The organism is Ignavibacteria bacterium (assembly GCA_017302895.1).
Classification (GTDB): domain Bacteria; phylum Bacteroidota; class Ignavibacteria; order Ignavibacteriales; family Ignavibacteriaceae; genus UTCHB3.
Map to the genome: position 1 here is coordinate 374,730 of JAFLBV010000003.1, position 25,802 is coordinate 400,531.

The following is a 25,802-nucleotide window of genomic DNA, read 5'->3' on the forward strand; positions in this document are numbered from 1 at the left end:
CTAAATTACGAAAAAGAGCCGTCACGGGATTAAATTTTATAAGAACGGTCAAACTAATGAATGAGCGTTAATCCGAAGTGATTCAATCGCGTTTTTAAAGAATCCGGGCAACACGGTTTTCTTTGTGTGATTGATCTGCACAGGATTTTCGAGGTGTGCAATCATGTCGTAATAAGCTTTCTCGCCGTACTGTTCAACCACCTGGATTTTTCTTTCCGGTTGTCTGAAGTGGTAGTACATACTTGGGGGATCAGCTTCGGGGTGGAACTGCGTACCGATGATTTCGGGAGAGATTCTGATTGCCATCATTGCAGGTTCCATATAGAAAGCCGCGGGCTCGAGTTCCATGCTCAGAACTTTCGCACCGAGTGAATCAAATTTGTCTTTGTTTTGGTGGATCACCTGCCAGCCTCTAAAATCAGCACCGTAGAACGGATCGGTAAGATTCGAAAATACAGGATCCTGATCGCCATCCTCAGTAAGGGCAAAAGGGACGATTCCGAACGACTTTTTCTCTCTTTGCACCACATCACCCAGTTCGAAAAACCTTGCCATCATTTGGAATGAGTGACAGATAAAGAAAACATGTTTCTTATCCTGTGATTTTTGGTTGTGGTTCCAAATTTTGTCGATAAGGTTAAAATAGTCAGTTTCCCATTTTCTGCCTGAATCCTCAAACGGGCTTCCGGGACCGCCGGATGAGATATAAATATCGTGATCCATGGCGGGTACATCTCCCTTAAGCCGGGAATCGAAAATGGAGTATTCTATCGGGACATCCTCATACAGAGTGTCGATTTCATAGATATGATCCTGGATACATCTCATCCCCTGATTGGGTTCTCCGTTATAGAGGTCTATTATGGCTATTTTGATCTTTTTCTCGGGCAATATTCCGGTTCCTGATTTTAATTTTTTGTATGTGCAAATTTAACGAAGTTAAATCAATAACACGGTTCGGAAAATCCACTTTTTTATTACTCTTTAAAAGTATAACATTACAGCGATAATTTTGGGAAAACAGCAAATGGCACAGCAGAAGAAACTTTTAATCAATTACACAAACCATCCGAGCCATCTTTGGAGTGAGGACCAGAAGACTGCAGCACTTCAGCAATGGAGCAACATCATCGATATTCAGTTTCCGCTTACTTCACCTGACTGGGAAAATGAGGATGTTCGAGGGTGTTTCGATCAGTTTTACAGCGAAGTAAAAGAGAAGTGTGTAAGTGACGGCCGAAATGTCAGTGACGCCGATTTTTTGGTAATGGGGGAATTCCGTTTTACATATTACACTGTTAGCAGGTTGATCAGTTTGGGGCACAAAGTTTATTCTCACGCGGGGAAAAGGGATGTGGAGATAAAGGACAACAAGAGCATCTACACATTTCGTTTTGGGAGATTTGTGGAATATTTCTCAGATTAAACTGAAATTTTTCCTTTGATTTCGGGTCAATGTCTCACAAGCATCCTTGCTTTCCTCAGGGCGGAAAATCGTATATTTAAAGATCATTTTTCGGGATTTTTAGATGCACATTTTCTCCAGAGCCTTTTTTGTACTTCTGGTTCTTACCGGCTTTCTTTTTGCGCAACAGCCTTATACAATTCTTATTTCGTTCGACGGATTCAGGCACGATTACATGGATCGCGGTATTACGCCCAATCTTTGGAAGATTGCCAACAACGGCGTTAAAGCTTTATCGCTGCGACCCGTTTTCCCTTCAAAAACCTTCCCAAACCACATCTCCATCATTACAGGAATGTATCCCGAGAATCATGGTATCATTGCAAACACATTTTACGATCCTGTTTACAAAGAAACATATAAAATTAGTGACTCGGTTCAGGTTCGAAATGCAAGATGGTATAAGGGTGAAGCTTTTTGGGAGACTGCACAAAGAAACGGAATTACAGCTGCAAGTTTTTTCTGGCCCGGTTCCGAAGTGGAGCTGGAATACAGACGACCACGATACTACAAGACATACGACCACGAATTTCCATATCCCGAACGGATTAATGGAATCATTAAATGGCTGCAATTGCCGTATGCCGAAAGACCGAAGTTCCTTACCATTTATTTTGATGCCACCGATACATACGCCCACGATCATGGACCGGACTCCGACAGCACAAACTATGCAATTGCCCTGTTGGACAGTATGGCAGGCATTCTGACAAGCGAACTTAAAAAAATAAACCTACTCGATTCAACAAACCTGATTTTTGTAAGCGACCACGGGATGACCAGCGTTGATAAATCAAAGTATATCGATGTCGAGGCAATCCTTGGTGATGAAAAGGTGGAACTTTGGAACTGGGGCACCTACTGCCTTGTCCAGCCGCAAAAAGACCGTATTGAAGAGGTTTACAGCAGACTTAAAGCGAACGAAAATCACTACAAAGTTTATAAAAAACGAGATGTACCTGATTTTTACCACTTTACAAACAACCCATTGTTCTCCGATATTATCCTCATAACAGATTTGGGATGGGAAGCCGGAAATACAAAAGGAAAAAAAAGTTTTGAACGCTGGGATGCAAAGGGCAACCACGGCTATGAAAAGGATGTGATGGATATGCACGGCTATTTTGTCGCCATGGGTCCATCGTTTAAACAAAATTTCAGAACAGGCACCCTCTGGAATATCGATATATACCCCCTCCTCTGTGAAATCTACAACATCCCGGTCAGAAACGGGATCGATGGCAAAGCAGAGAGAATCCGGTTTGTGCTGAGGAAGTACTAAGAGAACTTCGGAACCTCAGAGCTTCGGAACTTCGGAACCTCAGAATTACCGAGGTTCCGGAGTACCGGAGTTCTGAAACTCTTATTTGACGAGAAGCATCTTCCTGGTTTGTGCCTGATTTCCATAAGTCAAACGATAAAAATAGACTCCTGAAACAAAATCTGTGCCGTCAAATTCCACCTGATGTGCCCCCGCAGATTTGTATCCCCGATAAAGAGTTTTCAATTCTCTCCCCATAATATCGAATATGGAAAGTTGGATATCTGCTGATTCCGGCAGGGAAAATGATATTATGGTCGAAGGATTAAAAGGATTCGGATAATTTTGATTTAACATGAATGATTCAGGGAGAACAGGTTCGGGGTTTTCGACGGAAACGAGTACACTGTCGAATGAGATTATTCTGATGGCATCAGCGTTAACCACTTTACCGGCGGTATCCACTTTATTTGAAAGGGTGACTCCTTCGGTTGGATCACCTGAGAAGGTAAAGGAACCGATTCTGTTCCACTGACTTCCATTGATCGACTGGTTGATTCTTACCGTATCTGTACCGTTTTTGTGTTTCACAATGTAAGGTGCGTTTGAAGCACGATTGGAAGCTGACACCCACCATGCATATACATCATATTTGGCTTCGTTGGCGATTTTCATTTTCCATTTCAGGCTCGTCTCACCATTTCCTGCGTTTGCATTCAGAGAGGGGGTTGTTCCCCAGTAGCCGCCTACATTTGAGACGGTCCAGGTACCTGTCTTCACGATATTTGAATCGACATTGTCAATTTTGCTGATATAAAAAAGAGGTGGCAGCAGATTGATTGAGTCAGGATTCACGATTGCCAGCATTGTCGGGATTGGTCTTTGGTAAGTAGCTCCGACAGGCAGATTAACGAGTTGATTACCGACAGACATTTGCGAGGATCCGCCTCCGTCGAGGTTCATTGCTTCCACACAACCGAGAGAGATCATAAGGTCGGCAGCCTCAGGGAGAGAGAGTCCCTCGCTGTCCGTCTGTCTTCCGTCTATCACCATCATTATCACATGTCTGTTGGTTGTGTAACCGACAACGGTTCTCGGATCACGGTTTGTGCTTCCGACACCTGATCCGAAGAAGACTTCTTCTGTGTAGGTAATGTGTTTTTGTCCGTTTTTAACCAGAGTGGGCCCACCTCCAATTCCTGCGAGAATCTCATAATATTGGTTTCCAAGAGCCATAACTGGTTGCGGAGCCGGTGTTGATTCGGTATTTGGAGTTGGAGCGGCATAAGTGTAGATATCGATGGGTCTGTTACCAAAGTGATAGATCCAGTTAACGGAAAATTCTCTTGTGTCGGTGAAACTGAAAAGGGAACGGGTTGTATAGTAGGTACCTGCGGGTCGGGTAAGCTGAGCGATGTTTTTTGCTTTTACAACACCGGGTTCGATAAGAGCCGAGTATGAAGCACCGGTGGTTACATCAAAATATCCACCATTGATTCCTGCTATTGCCCCCATTCTGGGGACAAAGGAGGTGATTCCCTCCCTCCCTGTCGGGTTGAAATAGGGTTTAATTGCGACATTAGTCCTGTTCATATCCACATCAAAATACCACAGTTTCAGTTTCGGGTTTGTGGTTCTTTCACCGAGTATCAGTTTTACTCCTGCCGGAAGAGTATAGTTGGAAGTCACATCTGTAAACGAAATCGGCTGGGTGTAAACATGAAGACTGATCAGACAAAAAAGTAAAAAATATCGCTTAAACATTCCGGGCTCTCTAATTAGTTTGGTAACTAAACTATAAATTAATTAATTTTCAGATATGAAATATATTATTTGCTCACGGATTAGTACAATTATGAAACAGAGAAAAAGATGAAGCCCAGTCAGATTAAAATAAAAGACGGTAAGATACAATTTACATGGCAGGATAACAGGGAAATTAGTTTCCCCTTAAAGCAGTTCAGGGAAGAATGTCCCTGTGCAAATTGCAAAGGTGAGACTATCCTCTACACTACATTCAAGCCACAGAGAATAACGATCGAGACTCCCGAAATGTACAAGGTGGCAGCAATTGCCCCCGTTGGCGACTACGCCATTCAAATCAGGTGGAAAGACGGACACGATACCGGAATTTATTCATGGGCATATATCGACGAGTTAATCAGTCGTTCTTCCCTTGACAGCAGCGCAGAATAAACCCTTTTCGGAAGAGAACAGTTGATGGTCACCGCAAACGAAATAAAAATTTTTTCATCACTCAAGGTGAAAAAATACCGTGAAGAATTTAACCTGTTCATCGTGGAGGGTTACAAGCAGGTTAGTGAAGGTCTTGCTTCAGGGGTTAAATGTGAGATAGTGATTTATGAACACGACGTATTTCATGAGATTTCGGATATTATCTCTCAGGCTATGAAACTTGGTGTGAGACATGAGGCGGTAAAAAGAGCCGAGATTAACAAGATGTCTGATACAATAAACAGTCAGGGGATAGTTGCGGTTTTCCGGGTGCCGGTACCTCAAAAAACGGATAAAACGGCATCGGTAATTGTCTATCTTGACAGGATAGCGGACCCCGGGAATATGGGTACAATATTAAGAACTGCCGACTGGTTTGGATACAGGGAAATCCTTCTCTCTCCGGGATGTGTGGATATTTACAACCCGAAGGTTGTCCGGTCTTCCATGGGGTCAATTTTTAGAGGTTCGTTTCATCCCGAGAGCGACGAAAGGATGCTAATGACATTAAAGGAAGCAGGATACAAAATCGTAACCTCGCAGTTGAACGGGAAGGATATAAGGGAATTTATTCCGTCACCAAAAACTGTAATTGTGCTCTCAAATGAGAGTCATGGAGTGCTTCCCGGTCTTGCATCGATAGCCGATGGCTCAATAAAAATTCCCGGAGTGCCGGGAGCGGAATCCCTTAATGTTGCAGTTGCAGCAGGGATTATTTTGAACAAATTTTTTGAAACAGGAAACAACACACGATGAGTGAACTTATAAAAATCGCCTTGTTCCAGTACTCGCCCGAGTGGGAAAACAAGGAAGCAAACATGGAAAAAATCAGAAAACAGCTCGAAAGTCTGACAGAGCCTGTTGATCTGATAGTATTTCCTGAGATGAGCCTTACCGGTTTCAGCATGGAAACTGCAAAACTCGCAGAATATGTCGATGGACAAACCTTCAATTTCTTCGCTTCGATAGCAAAGGAATTTGAGACCAATGTGGTTGCCGGAATTGTGGAAAAAGGGAAAAAGAAATATTTCAACACGCTGATGTTTATTAACCGTGAGGGAGTGCTTGAGGACAAATACCGGAAAATCCATCCTTTTACATTCGGTGAGGAGTCGAAACATTATGCAGGCGGTTTTGCCTACATCAATCACTATGCAGAGGATTTTCATATCGGTTTTTCAATCTGCTACGACCTCCGTTTCCCTGAACTTTTTCGGTTTATGGCACTCGACAAAGTCGAAATTCTCGTGAATATTGCCAACTGGCCCGAGGCGAGAATAGACCATTACAAAACTCTCTGTAAAGCGAGAGCCATAGAAAATCAATGTTACTTTGTGGCTGTTAACAGAACCGGATCGGATCCAAAACTGAACTACACCGGCAACAGTTCTGTTTTTGGCCCGATGGGTGAGGAATTGATAATGATGGGGAGTGAAGAGGGAATCGGGATAACAGAGATTGATCTTGAGCATCTTCAAGGGGTTAGGGAGAAATTTCCTTTTCTTGACGATATCAAATTAATTTCCATCGAGGAAGATGAAGATGAAGATCAGTAGAATATTTTTGGTGCTCTCAACTTTTGCACTGATCGCTTTGACGGTTGTTTTCAGCATTAAAGGAAATGGAAAGTCCGAAAAACCTAAATATATGCTCGTTATCCATGGTGGAGCAGGTTTTGTGCCGGAGGATATTCCCGTGGAACTTCGAAATAAATACATCGCGAGTCTCGAGAAAGCATTGGAAACAGGAGAAAAAATACTAAAGGCCGGCGGTAAAAGTCTGGATGCAGTAGAAGCTGTAGTAAAAGTACTCGAGGATGATTCACTTTTCAATGCGGGGAAGGGAGCTGTGCTGAACAGTGACGGGATCGCCCAGCTTGATGCTGCTATCATGGATGGTAAAACAATGATGGCCGGTGCAGTTGCCGCCGTGGAACACATAAAAAATCCAATAACTGCGGCAAGAATTGTAATGGAGAAAACCGGTCATGTTATGATGACGGGAGTCGGAGCTGAGAAAATTGCCGAGCTGAACGGACTGGTTCCGGTGGGTGCAGATTATTTTTACACTGACCACAATCAGAAGATATGGAAAGATGCAAGATCAAAAGGGACTGTCGGCGCAGTAGCTCTTGATATGGAGGGAAATCTTGCAGCCGCCACATCCACAGGCGGGTTGAACAATAAACTTCCCGGCAGAATTGGTGATGCCCCCGTTATTGGTGCGGGCACTTATGCGAACAACAACACTTTAGCAATCTCGGCTACGGGAAAAGGTGAAAAATTCATCAGATATAATGTTGCTTTCAGGATTTCAGCCCTCATGGAATACAAGAATATGAGTCTTGAGGAAGCCTGCAACGAAGTGATTAACAAGACACTCGAACCAAAGGATGGCGGGGTAATTGCGGTTGACAAATCGGGTAATTTTGTGATGGCGTTTAACACCGCATCGATGTTTCGCGGTGTGGCCGGTGATGGAATAAACAAAGAGGTGAAGATATGGAAAACAAAGTAACAATACCCTTTCCACAACCGGGAGATTATCCCGACTATTACGAGAACTATCTCTCACATGTCGACAGGGAAAAAGACATCCTTGAAACTCTCAAAGAACAACTGACAACTGTCATAGCCTCCCTTTCTTCACTAAGCGAGGGGGAACAGGATCACAGATACGCAGAGGGAAAGTGGTCGGTAAAAGAGGTAATCGGTCATTGCATTGATACCGAAAGGATATTCAGCTACCGGGCACTCTGTTTTGCCAGAGGCGAAACTCAGCCGTTGCCGGGGTATAATGAAAATGAATATACACCTGCGGGAAGGTTTGGAGAGAGATCACTGCAGTCACTCTTAAAAGAATTTGTTGCACTCAGGGAATCTAATATCGCTCTGTTTTCGTCATTTTCGGCAGAGGATGTTGTAAAGGGTGGTGTGGCAAGCGGTCATAAAAATAAAGTCAATTCGATCATATATGTTTTGGCAGGTCATCTTCAGCATCATTTAATGATACTGAAGGAGAGATATGGCATCAATGGAGTGAAATAACTTCTGATATTTTTTCAAGGATAATTTTTGTCGCTCCGGTATTTCCCATCACAAAGTTGCGGGATTTTTCTCCGGTTTTTATTCTGAGTTCTTCATCTGCGATAAAATTTCGCATCTTTCGGTACATCTCTTTTTTGGTTCGCACAATTGTACCGCCACCCGATTGTGCGAGTTCCCCGGCCTCTTGTGAGTTTCCGATTTTGGGTCCGTAAATCACAGGGATGCCGTAAACAGCGGCTTCAAGAGTATTGTGAACATTCGATTTAAAACTGCCTCCCACAAATGCTATATCGGCGTAGAAGTAGAGAGTCATCAGGATTCCGATTGAATCGACGATGATTACTCTTTCATTGTTATAGGTGTTCAGAAAAGAGAACCGGATGGTTTGTTCATTCCCCGCAAATTCATTTTCCAGTTTTTCGAGGTGGAGGAGGGTTGGTTCGTGGGGGACCAGAATTACAACAGTTTCCTCATGATATTTCAACAGTTTTTTAACAGCCGGGAGGAGCACTTCTTCATCTTCTTCCCAGATACTTCCTGCCACAATCACTTTTTTCCCCTTCAGGATATCTTCTCTGATCAGTTTCCTCTCCCGGGCAATAATTGCTCTTTCATGAACTCTGTCAAACCGTGTATCGCCGATTTTCAGAACCTTTTTAGGGTCAAGATTGAAGGCGAGAAAGTTTTTGAGATCCAGATCGGAGATGGTGAGAATATAATCGAATTTACTGTAGAGCAAAGTATGGAACGGTTTCAGGAAGGGATTCAGCCTTTTTGAGTCACTTCTCATTGTTGCATCCACGAGGAAAGCGGGCACATTGTTGTTATCAAGGGCAAAGATAAAATTGGGCCAGATGTCATAACGCATAAAAATTGCAAGTGATGGATTGATGATCTTTACAAATTTATCGGCATTTGAAGGAGAATCCAGAGGGAGATATGTAACGGCATCTGCGTAGGGATATTTCATCGAATTATCGTAACCCGACGGCGAGAAAAAAGTAACAAAAATGTTTACATTGCCCTGTTTTTTAAGCTTCTCGATAATCGGCTTGGCTTGTTCAAATTCACCAAGAGAAGAGGAGTGAAACCAGATCGTGATCCTGGTTTTGTCAAATTTTTCAACTTTTGACGCGGCCTTTTTGAGGACATCCTGTCGCCCTTCAAGCCCTTTTCTTATTTTTTGATTAAATACACCTGCAATTCGCATTGCGAGAGAGAAGAAGGGAATAAAAAGAAGGTTGTAAAAAAATATCAGCAAGCGTCAGTCCTCGAAAACAAGCCTTGAGAGACTTTCATAAACATCTGCCGGTTGAATATCAACGAGGCATTTGAAGTGCTTCTGCGGGCAACTGCTCAATCCTATATGTGAACAGGGTCTGCATGGTAACGACTCGTTTTCGATAACAATGCTTTTGTTTTTGTAAGGAGTGAATCCAAACTCTTTTACGGTTGAACCAAAAATCACCAGAACGGGGGTTTTCACTGCACAAGCGAGGTGCATCAATCCGGAATCGCAGGTGACAGCAGCTTTACATTCCGAGAGAATCGAGGCTATCCTGTAGAGTTCATTTTCAGAGCAGAGATTAATAACACCGGGTTCGGCTTCCTGAATTGCGGAGCAAATTTTCAGGTCGTCGGTGCCACCGATAAGGACGGGAGTTGCCCCGCCATCGATTATCATTTTGCAAAGTCTGGTGAAGTGGTACTCGGGCCATCTTTTGGTAAAATGTTTGGAACCGGGGGCAATGGCGACATAGTCCCTTCCCTTTGGAAGAGAGGTCTCAACCCGTGTAAAGTGGAGGTCGAGCCCTTCGTCATCCAGTGCGAAATCAGGGATATAGCCACTTTGTTTTATTGAGAGAGCATACCGGTCGGGAATCTGCGGATAATCGTCGAGCATGTTGAGCTTGAAGTTGACGAGGAGGAATTTTTTGATGTTCGACTTCTTAAATTTGATCTTTTTGTCGATACCTGAAGTAAGTTTTATCGTCTTGATACTGTGCTGCAGATCGATAACAAGATCATACGAGATGCCACCCGAAAGTGTATCGAGAGATTCACCTTCACGATAAGTGATGAGATTTCGCAGAAACGGATTGAATTGCAGAACATCACGGTATTCTTCCTTGACCAGGAAATCGATACCTGCATCGGGGAGGTGATTTTTCAGGGATCTGACTATTGGTGTGGTCAGCAGGACATCTCCGAGAGAACTTAGTCTGATGATTACGATATTCTTCATTCTTTTATCGATGCGGTACTAAATTTTTAGATTTTAAATAGAATTTAATTCTTTTAAAGGGATTATACGCTTTGAAAGACAAATAAAATTTCCCGATGGCAAGCCATGCTTCTTGTGAAGGTGTCTCAGGTATTTTTATCATATTCACCGGTTCATTGCTAACAACCACATCCAGTTTTCTCGTTTTTTTTGTGTTTGTGCCTGCACCGTCAGCACCGAGATGATGAACAAGTGATTTTCCCGGGTAGAGTGTGAGCATCCCGTTCAGGAAGATGGAAGCATCCCACCTGACAGCCCAGGAATCATTCTCGCCTGCGATTACCCTTTGAAGGATTCTCTCCTTGAAGGCTGCGTCGTTGAAATTGAATGTGTCCATCTCTTTTCTATTGAGAATTTCGGTATAGAGAAACTTTGCATCAGTATTCAGCAGTTTCCACGCTCTTTCCCATGTTGCCCATCCGAGGCAGTCGGCTCCCCTAAGAAAAAATGTATCGGGAAGTGTCGCCTTGACGGGATAGAGATAACCATGAATTGAGGCCACCTTATTGGAATTCCGATATGTGTTTAATCCGTCGTTCATGAATTTCAAAAACCAGGGGGAGAGTTGAAGGTCATCTTCAAGCACTATCACTTCACCAAACTTTTCGATCATTTCGGAGACTCCGCTGATGATCGATTTTCCGAGACCCCGGTTTTCCTCTGCTTCAAAAATGGTTACACTTTTGAATCCCTGGATGGATTTCAGATATTCCCGTACTTCCAAAACAACGGGTTTGTCCTTATCACTCTTCCATCCATCTGAATAGATAAAGAGATCAGTTTCCTTTGCTTCGTTGTTTGCAGCGAGCGAATTGACGGTTGCTTCAAGGAGATTGCGTCTGTTATAGGCAAAGAGTGCAACGGGTGCGAAACTCATAGTGAAAAATCAATAATTAATGAAGTGTAATGGGGTTTGCCGTCAATATTTTTTCTGTGATTCAGGAGACATCTTTTAATGTGTCCTTTCTCTGTGCCATTGCTGTAAAACGAGTGAAAAACTCCCTTTTCATCCCAGTATTCCACCAGATGATGTCTGTATCCAAATCTCTCAAATAAATCAGTCAGCGATTTGTAGTTAAAAAGGTGCTTGTGGTCGTCAGCAGCGGGACCTGTTCCCCCCGGTCTTACATGTTCTATATAAGCTCGGTCTGAATGGAACCCGTCTGGTACAGCTACCCGGATATTCACACCCGGGTTTGAGTATTTTTTGATATTTATTGCCATTGCTTCGATGGAATCTGTATCAAGATGCTCAAGTACATGCTCGGCAAGGACAAAATCGATTTTTCTTCTTCTGAAATAGCGCATGAAGTCACTCTCTTTTGTAAGGTCGAGCGTCTTGATGTCAGTAGGAAACCATCCCCAATAGAGGGTGTCGCCACTTCCGATTACTATTTTTATTTTTGATACCAGCCTTGAATAGAAAAACCATGCCACAAGGGAGAGGGGTTTCAACACCGGTCCCGAGGCAGCGTAAAGTTTTTTTCTGATTTCCGAAGGCATATGTTAAATATCCAGGCAGTTACCCTGTTTGTAAAAGACAGTAGTTGCTTTATGATGTATGAAACCTGAAGCGATGCCGTAGAAATCGATTTTTTTAAATCCTTTTTCGAGCAGGTAGTTTATTCCTGGGAGATACTCTTCTCTTTCGGAATCGTCGAGTATAATCACACCCTTTTCTTTAAGGCGTTCGGGAGCTACAAAAAGACACTCGTTTCTGTGGTTTGCGTCCACGGTGATGATATCAAATTTATAGTCGTACTTAAGAAGTTCGCCGGGATAGATGGCGGAATCATCTTTTGACAGGATCACTTTTACATTCTTCGGGAGGTTGAGATTCATTTTATTGAACCATGCCTCATCATGTTCGATTGCGGTAACTGTATTCACCACTTTTGAAAACCAAAGGGAGGAATTCCCCGATCCGAATTCAAAAACATCGAAGTCTTTTTTCATCCGTGTTTTCATGAATTCGTAGAAACTGAGCGTTACCCAGGGGATTGCTTCGCCGTTGACATCAACGGGCATTTTCGAGATAAGCGATCTGATCCAGCCCGTATCGTAAAGGTATCCCATTGCTCTGAATGAGAGAAGAGCCTTGAGGACCGTTGGTTCAGTAAAAAGTTTAAGGACAGTGCTTATTTGTTTTGAAACAGGGAGTGCCATTTTTCTTTAGCCAATTTAAATAAATTTATCATTAATAGTGCTTTAATCATCATTCCTGCCTGATGAGCCGATGGCCTGTGGAATGCAAGCCCGAATGTAGCGGCGGTATAGGATATCAGTGTTGCCAGTGCAGAACCCGTGATACCCCATATCGGAATAAAAATCAGATTAAGGACAACATTGAGGATGAGACCTATCAGGGTTCTCATGAAGGAAACTTTGGTAAGATTTTCTGTTACCAGATACTGTGAACTTGCAACTCCGAGAAATGTACCAACACCTGCCCAGATATAGATTGTAAGTACAGGTGCTGCCGGCAGGAATTTTACTCCGAAAAGTATCGTAATTATCTCTTCAGAAAAAAATGTAACCGGGATTGCAATTGCAATTGAAATGAACGCAAGCAGGTCATAAAGCTTTTGCATTCGGGAGCGGTAGACTTCTTCACTCATTTGCTTTGCATTCACAATCGCAGGATAGAGGGAGCTCGAAATCGCCATCGGGATAAAGTACCATGCTTCGCAGAGTCTGACGGCAGCAGCAAAGTAACCGTTTTGCTCGCTGCTGAGCATGTTTTTAATAAAAATCTGTCCTACACGAATGTAGATTGAAACCGCGAGTCCGGCAAGAATAAGGGGCCATGCATCGCGAAAAAGTCGGGCAGCCACTTCCTTTTTGAAGCGCCACTTCAGGATGTTTTCCTTCTGCCAGGTAAAGACGATGACAAATCCGATTGCGATCAGAATCGGTTCGAACGCCTGAACCACGGCGAACATCGCAAGGCTTCCTGAGAGGAGAATCAGCAAAAGTCGCAGCAGGGAAGCAATCATCGCCGAGGAAGACTGGACGGAAGCCGAGAATTTTGCCTGAACTTTTCCCTGGAAATAAAACTCGATCACATGAAAAGCCTGAAAAATTGTACCTGCAGAAACAAGATAGATGAGCAAAGCGGTTTTAGAGTCTTCTCCGTTGAGATTAACCGCAAGAACAGTAATAAGTATCACTGCGGTTGAGCCGATTATACGGAGAAAAAAGGAGGAGCCAAGTATTGTGTTTCGTTCTTCGGGGAACTTGACGAGCTCCCTTACGAGAATGTTTTCAAGTCCAAAATTTGCGATACTTGCGAAAAGGAGGGCGAAACTGACGGCGTATGCGAGGACACCAAATTGTTCGGGACCGAGATATCTTACGAGAAATATCCCGATAAAAAAACTCAGGAGGAGCTTAATCACCCTTTCGGCGAACATCCAGGAAGTATTTGCGAAATACTTCCTGAACGATTCTGATCCGAAATTAATTTTGGTGTTAGCTTGCAACCTCTTCCTTTTTCTTTGATTTCAGCCAGCCCAGAATCAAAGTGATTATCAAGCCAAATGTAACAAAGGAGCTCAGACCGAGGGCAAGATATTTTGCCATGAAGAAGCTTGCCGGTGCATATTCAAACTTTATGTGTTTTGTCCCTTTTGGTACAACGATACCCATAAAATTGTGGTTGGTGTTGATTACCTCCACCTCTTTGTCATCTGCGTATGCTTTCCATCCCTTACTGTGCCAGGTGGTGCTGAATACGAGGAAGTTGTTGCCTGAAGTGGTAACATCAGCTTCGAGAATCTCGTCTGTATATTTTGTGATCTTTGCAGTTACAGTCGAATCCTTGGGATCAACTTTCACATCCCTGTCTTCAACAAACGCCACATCTGCGGGGTCAAACTTGTTATCACGCACCATTTCGAGGAACTCAACCGGTTTTTTCTTCTCGACTCTGTTTACAAAATAGACTCTCGGAAGAGCTTTGTTGTTTTTGACGAGATAGGTCTTTTTCTCGGATTGAGTATCGGCATCGATAACCTGGCAGCCTTCGAAAGGAATTCCGGGTTGATCAAGAACGATGTATCTTGTGCCTGTCATGTTGAGGAAAGTCTCATTTGCAGGAGATTTTACAATATCGAGGAAATCCTGATATCTTCTCGGTTTAATAGCCGAATAGCCATAAACATCTTCGAGCAGGAAGTAAGCGTTGAAGTTGCCGTTACTTTGAATGGAGCCCTTGGATCCGTCCTGTTTCAGATTGAGGATACGGAAGGGATTTGTCGGGGCATCTTTCTGTGCTTTGATGGCTTTTACATAGAAAGGTTCTGCAAATTCGATACTCTTTGACGGGGAATCGGTGTACTCGGCACCCCTTGAAGAGACTCTCCACAGGTCAGCGACGCACAAAATCACCACGACAGAGGTGAAAAGAAGTGCGGTCACCTTGTTTTTCAGGAAAAACCATGCGAGCCAGAATGCCACAGCGAGAATTAGGAAATTGATTATTGCATCGTTTGCAAACATTTCACCGGCGAGATTTCCCACTGTTGCGATTGCATCCTTTGGATACTGGGCAGCCTTTTCCGACATGGCAAAACGGGTCGAAACCCATGAGACCAGACCTGATTTGCCAAGCAGCGAGAAAATAAAAAGGACAGTAGAAACACCGGCCATTCCCATGACCACTTTTTCGTACTTGATGTTTTTATCTTTCTTCAACTCAACTATCTTCATCAAACCCAGACCTGCGAGAATCGGCATTATCATCTGAGGGATAATCAGGCTCATCGAGGGAACCCTGAACTTGTCGAAGTAAGGGAGATAATAGAAGAAAAGATCGTAGAGAATCGGAAGATTCCGTCCGAATGACAACAGAAGTCCGACAAAAGCGAGTATTGCCAGAAACATTACCAGCGGTTCCCGCCATCTGGTTAGGACGGCAAACAGAGCGAGGAAGAAGACGAGAACGCCCATATACATCGCCACATCTACGAATGGCATCTGTCCAAAATAGGTGTTCACTTTGTATTTCTGTCCCTGAATCGTCTGTTCGGAGTTTCCGAATCCATACCATGAAGGAATGATAAAGGTCATCACTTCACCCGGTGAAAAAGACCAGTCGGTGTGGTATTTGTAATATTCAGAAGATCCGCTTTTATCCTCTTCGCCACCTGCCTGTGCAGACTTGTCGAGGATACTTGTGGTTCCGCGGGTTGAGTGCGGTGTATATTCATAAATCTGGGTAAGGTTGTCAGCCTGAATTCCAATCGCAATAAGAGATGCGGCTATAAAAAGTCCCGCAGATTTTATCGTGTTATTCCGCAGTTCCGTCTCTTTTTTAACAACCGACCAGATCAGGTAGAAAAGGAAAAACAAACCGACTGAAAAGAGGATGTAAAAGATAATCTGTACATGGAAACCCTGTACGATGAGCTGCAGGGCGATAGTCAGGATAAAAAAGTCCAAAAGCCTTATTTTCTGCTGATTTCGCAATAAAATCAGGAAAATTATCGGGAAAAATGCCAGTGAAGTAAGTTTGGTTACATGTCCGATGTAGAGGAAAACCACAAGCCCTGTCGACAGGGCAGTCGCAAGGGAAGTGAAAAGACTCACCATCGTATTTTTAGTGAGCATCCTCATCAGGAAATAAGTTGTTATCCCGAGAACTATAAGGTAGAAAGCCCAGCGGACGAAGTCATTTCCAAAAATTGCAGTAAATGATTCACGAACCGAGGTGAGGGCAACATATATCAGGTTAAACCATGTGTATCCCACTGACAAAGCATAGGCAGGCATACCCGTGAATATATATGGATTCCAAAGAGTAAAACCTTCCCTGTCTTTCTGCAGATAGGAAGTTGCACTCTCGGAGGCGATGATATCACCCGACTGAAATATCTTTCCCTGAAAAAAGAGAGGGGAAAGGAAGATCAGGAATATCACGACCACAAGTCCGATAACAGCCGCATTCAAGTATTTGGCGGGTACCTGTGAATCGAGATCGAAGCCTGTGATTTCTTTTTCTTTTTTTCGTAATTCTTTTACGGATTGTGTCTTTTTTGCCATTAAAACTCCGGTTGGGAAACTTTATTTCTTTTTAGTCGCAATGTAATTTATACCCGAGCCCTTTTCGTTATCCGATGAATAATCGGCATACATCATGAAAAGAACGGGCAGGAGGGTAAAAAGATAGTAGAACGGCAGAAGTATAAAAAATACTTTTGATGCATTCAGCATGATCATGGGATATTTGATACCGAGTCGCCAGGCTTTGTCGCCCCAGAAACCATAGGTGTATTTTGACTGATACAGTTCGAATCCCAGTGGTGACATTTTTTCAGTCAGTTCTTCCTTTGAATAGCCGTCTCTGGCGTGTTCTCCGATAAAACTTTCGTCATCGTCTTCGTGGACATCACTTCCGCCGTAGATGGAGGGGGAATTGATGAGAACGAAACCACCCGGCTTAAGGGCATTGTAGAAGTTTTTGAACACTGTGACATCATCGGCGATATGTTCCATTACATCCACGCAGACAATCAGGTCGAATTTTTCCTTATGCTCTATTTTGGTGAGGTCTTCAACTCCGAAAGAAACATTTTTCACTTCGGCACTCCTGAAGAATTGCCGGCAGTCTTCCATCCACTCTTCTTTCACATCAACAGAGTATATGTTGCAGGGGGTCATGTTTTTCGACATAAACCAGGTGTACTGGCCGAAGCCGCTTCCGGCATCGTAGATGTTTAATTGTTTGCTTCCTGCGGCGTCACGAAGCTTTTTAAGTTCTCTTCTTACATACCAGGAACGGAGGAACATAAGGTCGAGAGTCTTGTAGAACAAGACTCTCGTGAAAGGGATTTTTTTGATTACGGCTGCGAATACATTTTTAACAGGATCGTAGTGCATGATTCTTAACCGCGAACATTTGAATCTTTGACCGAATATTCCTTCTCTGTCTGGAAGTTGTGTACCATCATTTCACCCAGAAGCCCGGTTGTGAAGAACTGCACACCAACGATCATGAGAAGCATACCGAGCTGCAGCAACGGTCTGTTGCTCAATGACTGATTTTCGAACAGCCATTCATATGAAAGGTAGCCGTTTATCACAAAACCGAACATAAAAGCGAGTGCTCCGAAGAATCCAAAAAGATGCATCGGGCGTTTAATGTACCGTGTGATAAAAGTGACCGTGATCAGATCCACAAATCCTTTGAAGAATCTTGAAGCGCCGAATTTGGTGACGCCGAATTTTCTCGGACTGTGTTTTACGGGGAGTTCGGTTACGGTGAAGCCTTTCCATTTTGCAAGGATTGGAATGTAACGGTGCATCTCGCCGTAAATATTGAGGTTATCGACTACAGTTTTTTTGTAGGCTTTAAGACCGCAGTTGAAGTCATGGATTTTTATTCCACTCATTTTTGCAGTCACAAAGTTGAAGAGCCGTGAAGTGTACTTCTTGATAAACGGATCGTGTCTCTTCTTTTTCCATCCGGAGACCATGTCGTGGCCCTCTTCAAGTTTTTTGAGGAGGTTCGGAATCTCGTGCGGATCATCCTGAAGGTCGGCATCCATTGTGATGACAACATCGCCTTTGGCAGCTCTAAAGCCAACATTGAGAGCGGCGGATTTGCCAAAATTCTGCTGGAAGCTGATATACTTGAATCTCTGATCAGTCCTGCAGATATCTTTGATGATTCTGAGTGACTTGTCAGTCGAACCGTCATCAACAAAAATCACTTCGCCCGGAATAGGCAGATCTCTGAACACAGCTTTCAACTCGTTTGCCAGATGTATGAGTGACTCGTCCTCGTTATAAAGGGGGATGACCACAGAAATTTTGGTAAATGTGGTTCTCATTCTCGATTTCTGAGGTGGTTGAATCTGTTGTTGCTGCCCGGTTCTGTAGGGTTCCCTGGGATTTCTGCGGTTCATGGTTCTGTCGCGATCCCTGTTATCCTGTCTGACGACTGGTTCTCTTTCCCTCGGTTCCTGACGGACGGGTTGCTCTTTTTCCTTGTTGTCCTGTCTGACAGCCGGTTCGCGTTCAACTCTTTCTGCTCTAACCACGGGCTCCCGTTCGACTCTTTCCTGTTTCTGGACGGGTTGTTCCTTATCTTTGTTGTCCTGACGAACCACAGGTTCTCTGTCCCTGTTGTCTCTTCTCTCGGGCTGTCTGCGTTCGCGGTTATTAACCGGCTCTTTTTTCTCGGGAGTTTCCTTTACAGTAACGGAGGTTTCGATTTCAATCGGAGTTTTTACCAGTCCTTTGTCAACCTTCAGTTTCACAATGGTTGGATCAGGTACCACTTCTTTCTTTTCGAGTGGCTGCCGTGGCTGGTTGCGCTGAGGATTTCTCAGATTGTCGCGGTTATTTCCGATGCGATTCCTGTTATCCTGTCTCCGGTCGTTCCTCTGAACGGGTGCAGCTTTTGGTTCCTCATCAGAATTTTCCACTTCAGATGCAACGGGTGCAACGGGTGCCACTGACTCTTTGTTTTCGAGAGCCTTCTCAACTTTATCGAGCTCCTCCTGGAAGGGGAATTCATTTCCCAATGGAGATGGAGCTTCCTGAGCAGCCGGTGTTTCAACATAAGCCGTGCCACGCATTACAGCGTGTTTTTCAACTTCCGGTTTTGGAACAATTACAGGTTCATTTTCAATCGCTGTTACAGAAGCATCCTTTGAATCTGAATTCGAATCAATCTTTGGTTGTGCTTCGGGTTTTGGAGTTTCAGAAACCTCTGCGGGTGCTTCGTTATTCCCGACCACCTTTGTCTCGCGGATTTCCTCCTGCTTCGGTGTGGTTTTCACCGGTAGAGGATCGCTCTCGGTGCGGGGTTTTATTCTGTAAACATGACTGTTTTCTTCCTGCAGAATCACTTTTTCAGATGAAACAATTACCGGAATCTCTTTGGGAGCCGGAGTTTCTGATTTTCCTGATTCAATTACCTCTTTTTGACTTCTTTTGTTGAGCTCTGCTCCAATATTATCTTCGCCCTTAACTTCACTCTTAATATTTTCTTCCCCACTGACAGTTGAAACCTTTTCCTCTGTTTTCTGCTCTTTGGCAGCTTCAGGTTTCTGTTCGTTCAGCAATTCATTCTTTTGTTCTTCTTTTTCCTTTTCCACGAACTATCTGTGTCCTATGTTATTACTACAATATGTCTTGATGTAAAATAAAAATTATTCAACCTATCAATTTACGAAATAAAGAGTTAGTGATGAAAGGGAAAATAGGCGCTATGGGAAATGTAAAAAAAAAGCTGCCCTTTTGGTGAGGCAGCTTTTTGACTTAAAGGGATGTTTTTTCAACAGTTTAGTTGATATTTTGGATCGTAACTCCGATTCTTGTCCACTGGTTTCCATTATATCCACCGTAATAGATACGGTATTGGGTATCGGTTTTAATGAAGACCGGATAATCGATCGACGATTTCGCCCAGCCTGCTGAAGTTCTCAGGTTATCAAAAACGGGTTTAGTGTTTTTTGTCCAGTTGATTCCGTTTACTGATTTGGCCATGCCAAAATAGGTGTTGTTACCCTGTTTTGCAGAGTAAACCATTTTTAGTGTATCACCTTCGACAATAACAGAACCCGTAGAGTTCATTGAACCTTCCCAGGCTAATGTTGGGGAAAGTACCGGATTTGAAGGGCTTTTCACGAAATCCACACCATTTTCAGAAGTGGCGACACCAATTTTATACTGTGGATAGCTTCTGCCTGTAAAGTAAAGGAGGAACTGATTCCCCTTTTTTACCACAGATGAAGGGATGATCTGGAATTCCCATCCTGAACCGGCTCTTAGTATAGGCTCTTCCCGTTTTGTCCAGTTTGTGCCGTCAGTAGAGGTTGCAAGGCCAATATGCCAGGGTCCATTTTGGGAATTGAATCCTTGATAATAGAGATAATAGATTCCGTTGGACTTTATTATCGATCCCGCGGTAATGCATTGACCGTCCCAACTGTTGGGTTGACCGGGATAAATCAAAGGATAATTGAATGGTCGTGTCCAGCTCAGTCCGTCATTTGATTCGGCGTAGGAAATTGCACCTCTTGCTCCGTAAGTCAGCGAAGTATAGTACATTCTGTATTTACCGCCATCGTAAATGATGTTTGGATTGCGGATATCCACATCCCAGCCCGAATCCAGTGGTGTGAGAACGGGATTGTTAATGTAGTCTTTGAACGGCAGGGTACTTACCGGAGTGGTACCCCAGTTTACTGTTATCCTGATACTTCCAAGACTGCCTGAAACGGGGTTAAGAGTCAGATTTACCTGGGAAATGAAATTTGCCTGCACCAGCACCTGAGTTTCGCCCGTGTAAACAACGACATTGCTGTTGTTATAGGCGTCAACTTTTAAATTCCAGTTACCTTCGGGAACTCCCTCCACCATAAGTTCAGCAGTTGTATCGGTAAGCAGATTCATCTGTCCGTTAATTGGATCAAATCCGCTTCGTGTTAACTTCATAGTGATCAAAGCCACCCCTGCCGGGGCATTTTCTTTGGATACTTTGAAGAATAATTTGCCCTCTCCTGAACTTGACACAGGCAATTCGGGCTGTGTACTGCAGGAGGAAATGATTAAAGCCAATATCAAAATAAAGGGATATATTCGCCTCATTTCGCATGCCTTTCAATAATTTAGATTTCCAACTGAATAATACGAATAATTTACAGAAAAAAAAATTTGAAAAATTTATTCAACTTTCCGGAAAAAAGGGAATTTTCCCACTCTATCATATTGAGAGAAGGAAAATATGAATTTACACAAAAACGGGTCGTATCCCTCCGCAACATCTCCTGTTCCAACTACAAAAACGGTAACTAAATACCAAGGAATAACTATATGAACGAAAAAAGCACATACCCGATTGAAGACAGGCAGGAAGTCCCGATTGACCTCCCCGGTAATCTTCCGGCACTTGAAACCGGGTCAAATAATGTCTGTAATACTTTTGATGAAGATGAAGAGTTAATAATATTATCTGAAGAAAGCAAAACCCAGCTTAGCGGTGGCCAGTATGAGAGGTTTGCCTTTTACAGTATGCTGGAGGTGCTTTACAAACTTTATACCGGCAAAATTACGGACAGTAATCTAAAGGTTACAAAAATGTTGAAAATGGGAGTGGGGAGTAAATTTGCAGATCGTCCCAACTTTTTTTTCCTTCGGGGAATGAGAATGTACCATACAAAAGATGAGCAGATTTTGGTATCCTTCAACTTTAAAGGTTTCGATTATGAGTTTCTTTTCTCACTTGATATCGATGAGGCTCAAAATCCGGTATTGATCAGGCATATTGTTTACAAGACCTGTATGTCGCAAAACGGGGAGTACCCTGACTCCGTATCAGATTATATTTTCGATCTTGCAATGGAAAACTCGTCGATGAAAAACAGGCTGTTCCTCTTTGAGGGTAAAAAATCGCATGAACCCGAAGAGATTTTTTTCGAGCTTTTTAGCTCGTTGAAGCCTGAAGATATCAAGCCGAACGATCTCTTCCTCCCGGAGTCGAAAAGGGAAGAGATGGAAAGATTTATTTATGCGGTTAAAAACTTTGAGCGGGATCGTATTAATCTAAGATACCTGCTGAATGGACCTCCGGGGACAGGAAAGACCCAGTTGATGAAAATGGTTGCGTCGCAGTTGAGCGGGTATGCAACTGTGATACTGGCTCGAAACTGTGAGCAATACCTGAATAAACTGTTTAACTTTGGGAAGGTATTTGAACCTTGTCTGCTGATAATAGATGATATCGACCTGATAGTCGGCAACAGGCAGAGGGGAGATGCAAAGAACCTTGGGTTTTTCCTCCAGCAACTGGATGGATATTTGCCGGGCTCTCTGTTTATTATTGCGACCACAAACGACAAAAGCCTGGTGGACATGGCTGCGTCGAGACCGGGACGGTTTGACCTTATTATCGATGTCGGTGAGCTTGAGCCTGAAAATTACCTTGCTCTGGTAAAAAGAGAGACAGATGATGAAGAGATACTCCTGTTTTTTGATGATGAGATACTCGCTGAGATGCGGAAAAGGAAAGTTACAGGTGCGTTTATTGTGAGTCTGATAAAACAGTTTTTGAGCAGAAAAAAGATGGCGGGCACCATATCGGTTGACGAGATGAACACCATGTTTAAAATGCAACACCGCGGTTTTTACTCGACTAATGTTGACGGGGCGCCCGAGACATTCGGCTTTAATTTTTAGTTGTTAAACGAAGTGGAGGGGGTGTGCTTGCTCTCCGGCACTCCCTCCTTCTTTCTCTCCCATGTTCAACCAAGCGACTCCTCTGACAGTCACTCAAATATGAATTTATATTCTTCACATTAATGGTTATTTTGCACGGCTATTTTATAAAAATCACGGCTAAATGCGAAAAATACTTTTATTGATATCTCTTCTCCCTTTTCTCCTTGCGGCACAACCCCAAAAGGAGGTGAAGAAGACTCTCTACCCGAACGGCAAAATACAAACTGAAGGCGAGTACCTTAACGGAAAACTTGACGGTTATTTTCATGAGTTTTATCCAACTGGAGTACTTTGGAAGGAATGGGTATTTAGGGACGGAGTTGAGGAAGGGAAGTCGAACTGGTACTTCGAAAACGGCGTTCTGAACCGCACCTGGAACTATGTAAACGGAAAAAGGGAAGGCGAGGGGCTTTGGTATTACGAAACTGGTGAACTTTGGGCAAGGGAGAATTATCAGAACGATAAAGTGGAAGGCCTTGTTCTCACTTATTACAAGTCAGGTAAGCTTCAGGGAGAGTGGTATTACAGAGACGGGAAACTCGAAGGGGTTTCGACTGTATATTATGAGAGCGGTAAAAAGGAAGTGGTGCGACCCTTCGTAAACGGACTGCAGGAAGGGAAGACCATCGTCTATTTCGAGGGGGGGCAAATGTCTGCAATGGCAGATTACAAGTTTGGTAAAAAGCACGGGTATGCATACTACTATGATATTACGGGGAAACTCAGGGTTCGCGAGCTTTATGAGGCAGACCTTCTCGTTTCAAGAATCAGGTACGACAAAGACGGAAAATTTTCGGAAGAGGAACGGGTTGAAAGAAATTTCTATCCAAACGGGGTCATGCAGGACGAAGTCCCGCTTAAAAACGGATTCCGGGAAGGGAAATTCCGGTCATACTACCTTAGCGGGTTCCTGAGGGAGGAAAATACCTATTTGCGGGGAGAACTCACCGGATGGATATACAAGTATCACGAGAACGGGGTACTGCAGGAGGAGGCTGAACTCTTCAACGGGAAGATCACCGGGTCAGTCAAGAATTTTTACAAGTCGGGGGCACTTCTCTCTGATGCCGTTTACGCCAACGGTGAAAAAAACGGAATTATGCTCGTCTATGATGAAGACGGTTCTCTTAGGTACAGAGCTACATATATTGATGACAAACTTAATGGCGAATACAAGGGATTCCACAAAAACGGACTTACCCGCGTAATTGAAAACTATTTTGACGGAGTGCTTAGCGGCAGACAGCTTTCGTATCTTGAAGACGGGGTTCTCTGGCGGGAGGCATTTTACAAGGACGGGAAACTTGAGGGCTCCCTTAAGGAATTTTATCCTGAAGGGATGGTAAAGAAAGAGGAGTTTTATGAGGGCGGTATTCTCAAGACAGCCCGGGAATACGATTCAAAAGGCAATTTAACTTACATATTTGGATATTAAATGAAGAGATATTTTATTTTTTTATTGTTAATTTCACTTCCTGTTTTCGCACAGGATGGAGAGAAGATTTCGAGATATTCCGATGGTATTCCAAAAGAAATTGCGAATTATTCGAATGGCAAATTGGACGGGATTGCAAGAAAATACTACCCGACGGGGGTTCTTGCATCGGTGATGACCTGGAAAAACGGCACCCTCGAAGGACCGGCTTTCAACTATGATTCTTCAGGTATATTAAAGGAATCTTTCATTTATTCGAATAACAAACTGAATGGCAAATTCTCCACATTTTATGCAGACGGCAGAATCCGGGAAGAAGGCACATACACTGATGGTGTTTTTTCGGGAGGTTATCTCTCATTTCATCCCAATGGCAGGATAAAATCCGTTTCAAATTTTGTTTACGGTAAACTCGATGGCATTTCGTCCGAGTATTATGATACAGGAGTTCTGAAGGGTGAGTTGCTTTACACAAATGGTGTGCGGGAAGGGATTACAAAATGGTATTATGAGACAGGGGAATTGCAGGGTGAATACCCTTACAGTGGAAGCAAAATACACGGTCTGGTGAAGGAGTATTATCCTTCCGGTAAGAAGAAAGCAGAAAAAAACTACATTGGAAGCAAGGCTGAGGGGGTACATGTTACATGGTTTGAGAACGGGAATAAACTGAGTGAGATATCATTCAAAAACAGCCTGAAGGAAGGTCCCGCAAAAACATGGTATGAATCGGGAAAGCTTTGGACCGAACAGTCGTGGGTAAATAACCGTCTTCATGGAGAATCGAAAATATATCGTGAAAACGGTTCCCTGTGGTCGGTTGATTCGTATGAAAAAGGTATTTTGAAGAATACTAAAGAGTATGACGAAGCCGGAAAACTTGTTTCCGAAAAATCTTATTAGTTTGTTATATAAATCTTTACCCCTGAGAATGAAATTTTGAGAAGGAGAAAGAGTTGAACTCAAGCAAGTTTAATGTCGGTCTTTTACAGTTAAAAATTGGTGAGGACCTCGAAAATAATGTAAAAAATGCTGTTGAGGCTGTAAGGGAAGCAGCAACCAAAGGGGCAAATGTGATCTGTCTGCCTGAAATCTACAGATCGCAATACTTCTGCCAGAAGGAAGATATAGACCTTTATGATCTTGCGGAGACAATTCCGGGGATTTCAACCGAAGTATTTACAAAGCTTGCCAAAGAGACGGGCACTTATATTGTCGTTCCGGTATTCGAAAAGAGGTCTGCAGGGGTATACCACAACAGTCTGGTTTTTATCGACGATGATGGTGAAGTGCAAGGGATTTATCGTAAGATGCACATCCCCGATGATCCTGCTTATTATGAGAAATTTTACTTTACACCCGGGGATCTTGGATTTAAAGCTTTTAAAACAAAATACGGCAAGGTTGGCACTTTGATATGCTGGGATCAGTGGTTCCCCGAAGGAGCAAGGCTCACTTCGATGCTAGGGGCGTCAATCCTTTTTTATCCAACTGCAATTGGCTGGCACCCGTATGAAATAGAAGAGCACGGAAAGCAACAGCGAGATGCCTGGATGACAGTGCAGCGGGGACATGCCATTGCAAATGGAATTTATGTGGCTGCTGTGAACCGTGTTGGATTTGAACAGCCCGTTCCGGAACAGCCCGGGATACAATTCTGGGGGTCATCTTTCCTGGCTGATCCGCAGGGAGTCATAATTGCAGAAGCTCCTGTCGACAAGGAAGCGGTTTTGGTGGCTGAGATTGATCTTGAAAGGATCGAATACATCAGAAGAAACTGGCCCTTTTTCCGTGACAGAAGAACAGATGCATACGGTGACATAACCAAAAAATTTCTTGAGAATTGA

General features: G+C 43.4%; 23 protein-coding genes. 11 read left to right on the plus strand and 12 right to left on the minus strand.

Annotation, left to right across the window (positions count from 1 at the left end; all coding sequences use genetic code 11):
- Positions 1-48 precede the first annotated feature (48 nt).
- Positions 49-891, minus strand: a complete 843-nt coding sequence (locus tag J0L60_13800; GenBank protein MBN8547201.1) for a GMP synthase — start codon at positions 889-891, stop codon at positions 49-51.
- 136 nt (positions 892-1,027) lie between these two features.
- Here J0L60_13800 and J0L60_13805 point away from each other — a divergent pair, with 136 nt between their 5' ends.
- Positions 1,028-1,426, plus strand: a complete 399-nt coding sequence (locus tag J0L60_13805; protein MBN8547202.1) for a hypothetical protein — start codon at positions 1,028-1,030, stop codon at positions 1,424-1,426.
- Positions 1,427-1,529: 103 nt separating this feature from the next.
- Entirely contained in the window at positions 1,530-2,747 is a 1,218-nt protein-coding gene (locus J0L60_13810; protein ID MBN8547203.1) for an alkaline phosphatase family protein, read from the plus strand.
- 81 nt (positions 2,748-2,828) lie between these two features.
- Here the strand turns inward: J0L60_13810 and J0L60_13815 are convergent, their stop codons facing one another.
- Positions 2,829-4,490: a phosphodiester glycosidase family protein gene (locus tag J0L60_13815; protein ID MBN8547204.1), complete on the minus strand. Its 1,662-nt coding sequence runs from the start codon at positions 4,488-4,490 to the stop codon at positions 2,829-2,831.
- 108 nt (positions 4,491-4,598) lie between these two features.
- On the opposite strand from J0L60_13815, the gene J0L60_13820 reads away from it, so the two are divergent.
- The 5 genes from J0L60_13820 to J0L60_13840 are packed head-to-tail and all read left to right on the plus strand — an operon-like array spanning position 4,599 to position 8,008.
- Positions 4,599-4,922, plus strand: a complete 324-nt coding sequence (locus J0L60_13820) for a DUF971 domain-containing protein (GenBank protein MBN8547205.1) — start codon at positions 4,599-4,601, stop codon at positions 4,920-4,922.
- 24 nt (positions 4,923-4,946) lie between these two features.
- A complete protein-coding gene (locus J0L60_13825; protein MBN8547206.1) occupies positions 4,947-5,717 on the plus strand; it encodes an RNA methyltransferase in 771 nt (256 codons plus the stop codon).
- Positions 5,714-6,517, plus strand: a complete 804-nt coding sequence (locus J0L60_13830; protein MBN8547207.1) for a hypothetical protein — start codon at positions 5,714-5,716, stop codon at positions 6,515-6,517. The genes J0L60_13825 and J0L60_13830 overlap by 4 nt, the downstream gene beginning before the upstream one ends.
- Positions 6,504-7,478, plus strand: coding sequence for an isoaspartyl peptidase/L-asparaginase (locus tag J0L60_13835; protein ID MBN8547208.1), 975 nt, complete (start codon positions 6,504-6,506; stop codon positions 7,476-7,478). Before J0L60_13830 ends, J0L60_13835 begins: the two co-directional genes overlap by 14 nt.
- Positions 7,463-8,008, plus strand: coding sequence for a DinB family protein (locus tag J0L60_13840; GenBank protein ID MBN8547209.1), 546 nt, complete (start codon positions 7,463-7,465; stop codon positions 8,006-8,008). The genes J0L60_13835 and J0L60_13840 overlap by 16 nt, the downstream gene beginning before the upstream one ends.
- On the opposite strand, the gene J0L60_13845 is transcribed toward J0L60_13840, so the two are convergent.
- From J0L60_13845 to J0L60_13890, 10 genes are all read right to left on the minus strand, one after another.
- The gene (locus J0L60_13845) at positions 7,992-9,218 is read right to left on the minus strand and encodes a 3-deoxy-D-manno-octulosonic acid transferase (protein MBN8547210.1); all 1,227 of its coding nucleotides are present in this window, start codon (positions 9,216-9,218) and stop codon (positions 7,992-7,994) included. The two genes, J0L60_13840 and J0L60_13845, sit on opposite strands and share 17 nt — an antisense overlap.
- Before the next feature lie 54 nt (positions 9,219-9,272).
- Positions 9,273-10,253 (minus strand): glycosyltransferase family 9 protein, encoded by a 981-nt coding sequence (locus tag J0L60_13850; protein MBN8547211.1) that lies wholly within the window; start codon positions 10,251-10,253, stop codon positions 9,273-9,275.
- Positions 10,254-10,257: 4 nt separating this feature from the next.
- Positions 10,258-11,169, minus strand: a complete 912-nt coding sequence (locus tag J0L60_13855; GenBank protein ID MBN8547212.1) for a glycosyltransferase — start codon at positions 11,167-11,169, stop codon at positions 10,258-10,260.
- Complete coding sequence (locus tag J0L60_13860; protein MBN8547213.1) at positions 11,166-11,795, minus strand: methyltransferase domain-containing protein; 630 nt, start codon at positions 11,793-11,795, stop codon at positions 11,166-11,168. Before J0L60_13860 ends, J0L60_13855 begins: the two co-directional genes overlap by 4 nt.
- 3 nt (positions 11,796-11,798) lie before the next feature.
- Positions 11,799-12,458, minus strand: coding sequence for an FkbM family methyltransferase (locus J0L60_13865; protein MBN8547214.1), 660 nt, complete (start codon positions 12,456-12,458; stop codon positions 11,799-11,801).
- Positions 12,431-13,705 (minus strand): flippase, encoded by a 1,275-nt coding sequence (locus tag J0L60_13870; protein ID MBN8547215.1) that lies wholly within the window; start codon positions 13,703-13,705, stop codon positions 12,431-12,433. Before J0L60_13870 ends, J0L60_13865 begins: the two co-directional genes overlap by 28 nt.
- Positions 13,706-13,763: 58 nt before the next feature.
- Complete coding sequence (locus J0L60_13875; protein ID MBN8547216.1) at positions 13,764-16,334, minus strand: YfhO family protein; 2,571 nt, start codon at positions 16,332-16,334, stop codon at positions 13,764-13,766.
- Positions 16,335-16,355: 21 nt separating this feature from the next.
- Positions 16,356-17,171: a class I SAM-dependent methyltransferase gene (locus tag J0L60_13880; GenBank protein ID MBN8547217.1), complete on the minus strand. Its 816-nt coding sequence runs from the start codon at positions 17,169-17,171 to the stop codon at positions 16,356-16,358.
- Positions 17,172-17,176: 5 nt separating this feature from the next.
- On the minus strand, positions 17,177-18,199 hold the full coding sequence (locus tag J0L60_13885) for a glycosyltransferase family 2 protein (GenBank protein MBN8547218.1): 1,023 nt from the start codon (positions 18,197-18,199) through the stop codon (positions 17,177-17,179).
- 1,384 nt (positions 18,200-19,583) lie between these two features.
- Complete coding sequence (locus J0L60_13890) at positions 19,584-20,738, minus strand: family 43 glycosylhydrolase (GenBank protein MBN8547219.1); 1,155 nt, start codon at positions 20,736-20,738, stop codon at positions 19,584-19,586.
- Between the two features lie 378 nt (positions 20,739-21,116).
- Here J0L60_13890 and J0L60_13895 point away from each other — a divergent pair, with 378 nt between their 5' ends.
- From J0L60_13895 to J0L60_13910, 4 genes are all read left to right on the plus strand, one after another.
- Positions 21,117-22,478: an AAA family ATPase gene (locus J0L60_13895; protein ID MBN8547220.1), complete on the plus strand. Its 1,362-nt coding sequence runs from the start codon at positions 21,117-21,119 to the stop codon at positions 22,476-22,478.
- A 163-nt stretch (positions 22,479-22,641) separates the two neighbouring features.
- Positions 22,642-23,955 carry a toxin-antitoxin system YwqK family antitoxin gene (locus tag J0L60_13900; GenBank protein MBN8547221.1) on the plus strand — a complete coding sequence of 438 codons (1,314 nt, stop codon included), beginning with the start codon at positions 22,642-22,644 and terminating at the stop codon, positions 23,953-23,955.
- Positions 23,956-24,858 (plus strand): toxin-antitoxin system YwqK family antitoxin, encoded by a 903-nt coding sequence (locus tag J0L60_13905; GenBank protein ID MBN8547222.1) that lies wholly within the window; start codon positions 23,956-23,958, stop codon positions 24,856-24,858. It abuts the gene before it with no gap.
- 53 nt (positions 24,859-24,911) lie between these two features.
- A complete protein-coding gene (locus J0L60_13910; protein MBN8547223.1) occupies positions 24,912-25,802 on the plus strand; it encodes a carbon-nitrogen hydrolase in 891 nt (296 codons plus the stop codon).

Excerpts from the sequence above, each read along its gene's own strand:
- J0L60_13805 (MBN8547202.1), top strand. The coding sequence starts at position 1,028 with ATGGCACAGCAGAAGAAACTTTTAATCAATTACACAAACCATCCGAGC.
- J0L60_13810 (MBN8547203.1), top strand. The coding sequence starts at position 1,530 with ATGCACATTTTCTCCAGAGCCTTTTTTGTACTTCTGGTTCTTACCGGC.
- J0L60_13815 (MBN8547204.1), bottom strand. The coding sequence starts at position 4,490 with ATGTTTAAGCGATATTTTTTACTTTTTTGTCTGATCAGTCTTCATGTT.
- J0L60_13820 (MBN8547205.1), top strand. The coding sequence starts at position 4,599 with ATGAAGCCCAGTCAGATTAAAATAAAAGACGGTAAGATACAATTTACA.
- J0L60_13825 (MBN8547206.1), top strand. The coding sequence starts at position 4,947 with ATGGTCACCGCAAACGAAATAAAAATTTTTTCATCACTCAAGGTGAAA.
- J0L60_13830 (MBN8547207.1), top strand. The coding sequence starts at position 5,714 with ATGAGTGAACTTATAAAAATCGCCTTGTTCCAGTACTCGCCCGAGTGG.
- J0L60_13835 (MBN8547208.1), top strand. The coding sequence starts at position 6,504 with ATGAAGATCAGTAGAATATTTTTGGTGCTCTCAACTTTTGCACTGATC.
- J0L60_13840 (MBN8547209.1), top strand. The coding sequence starts at position 7,463 with ATGGAAAACAAAGTAACAATACCCTTTCCACAACCGGGAGATTATCCC.
- J0L60_13845 (MBN8547210.1), bottom strand. The coding sequence starts at position 9,218 with ATGCGAATTGCAGGTGTATTTAATCAAAAAATAAGAAAAGGGCTTGAA.
- J0L60_13850 (MBN8547211.1), bottom strand. The coding sequence starts at position 10,253 with ATGAAGAATATCGTAATCATCAGACTAAGTTCTCTCGGAGATGTCCTG.
- J0L60_13855 (MBN8547212.1), bottom strand. The coding sequence starts at position 11,169 with ATGAGTTTCGCACCCGTTGCACTCTTTGCCTATAACAGACGCAATCTC.
- J0L60_13860 (MBN8547213.1), bottom strand. The coding sequence starts at position 11,795 with ATGCCTTCGGAAATCAGAAAAAAACTTTACGCTGCCTCGGGACCGGTG.
- J0L60_13865 (MBN8547214.1), bottom strand. The coding sequence starts at position 12,458 with ATGGCACTCCCTGTTTCAAAACAAATAAGCACTGTCCTTAAACTTTTT.
- J0L60_13870 (MBN8547215.1), bottom strand. The coding sequence starts at position 13,705 with ATGTTCGCCGAAAGGGTGATTAAGCTCCTCCTGAGTTTTTTTATCGGG.
- J0L60_13875 (MBN8547216.1), bottom strand. The coding sequence starts at position 16,334 with ATGGCAAAAAAGACACAATCCGTAAAAGAATTACGAAAAAAAGAAAAA.
- J0L60_13880 (MBN8547217.1), bottom strand. The coding sequence starts at position 17,171 with ATGCACTACGATCCTGTTAAAAATGTATTCGCAGCCGTAATCAAAAAA.
- J0L60_13885 (MBN8547218.1), bottom strand. The coding sequence starts at position 18,199 with ATGAACCGCAGAAATCCCAGGGAACCCTACAGAACCGGGCAGCAACAA.
- J0L60_13890 (MBN8547219.1), bottom strand. The coding sequence starts at position 20,738 with ATGAAGTTAACACGAAGCGGATTTGATCCAATTAACGGACAGATGAAT.
- J0L60_13895 (MBN8547220.1), top strand. The coding sequence starts at position 21,117 with ATGAACGAAAAAAGCACATACCCGATTGAAGACAGGCAGGAAGTCCCG.
- J0L60_13900 (MBN8547221.1), top strand. The coding sequence starts at position 22,642 with ATGCGAAAAATACTTTTATTGATATCTCTTCTCCCTTTTCTCCTTGCG.
- J0L60_13905 (MBN8547222.1), top strand. The coding sequence starts at position 23,956 with ATGAAGAGATATTTTATTTTTTTATTGTTAATTTCACTTCCTGTTTTC.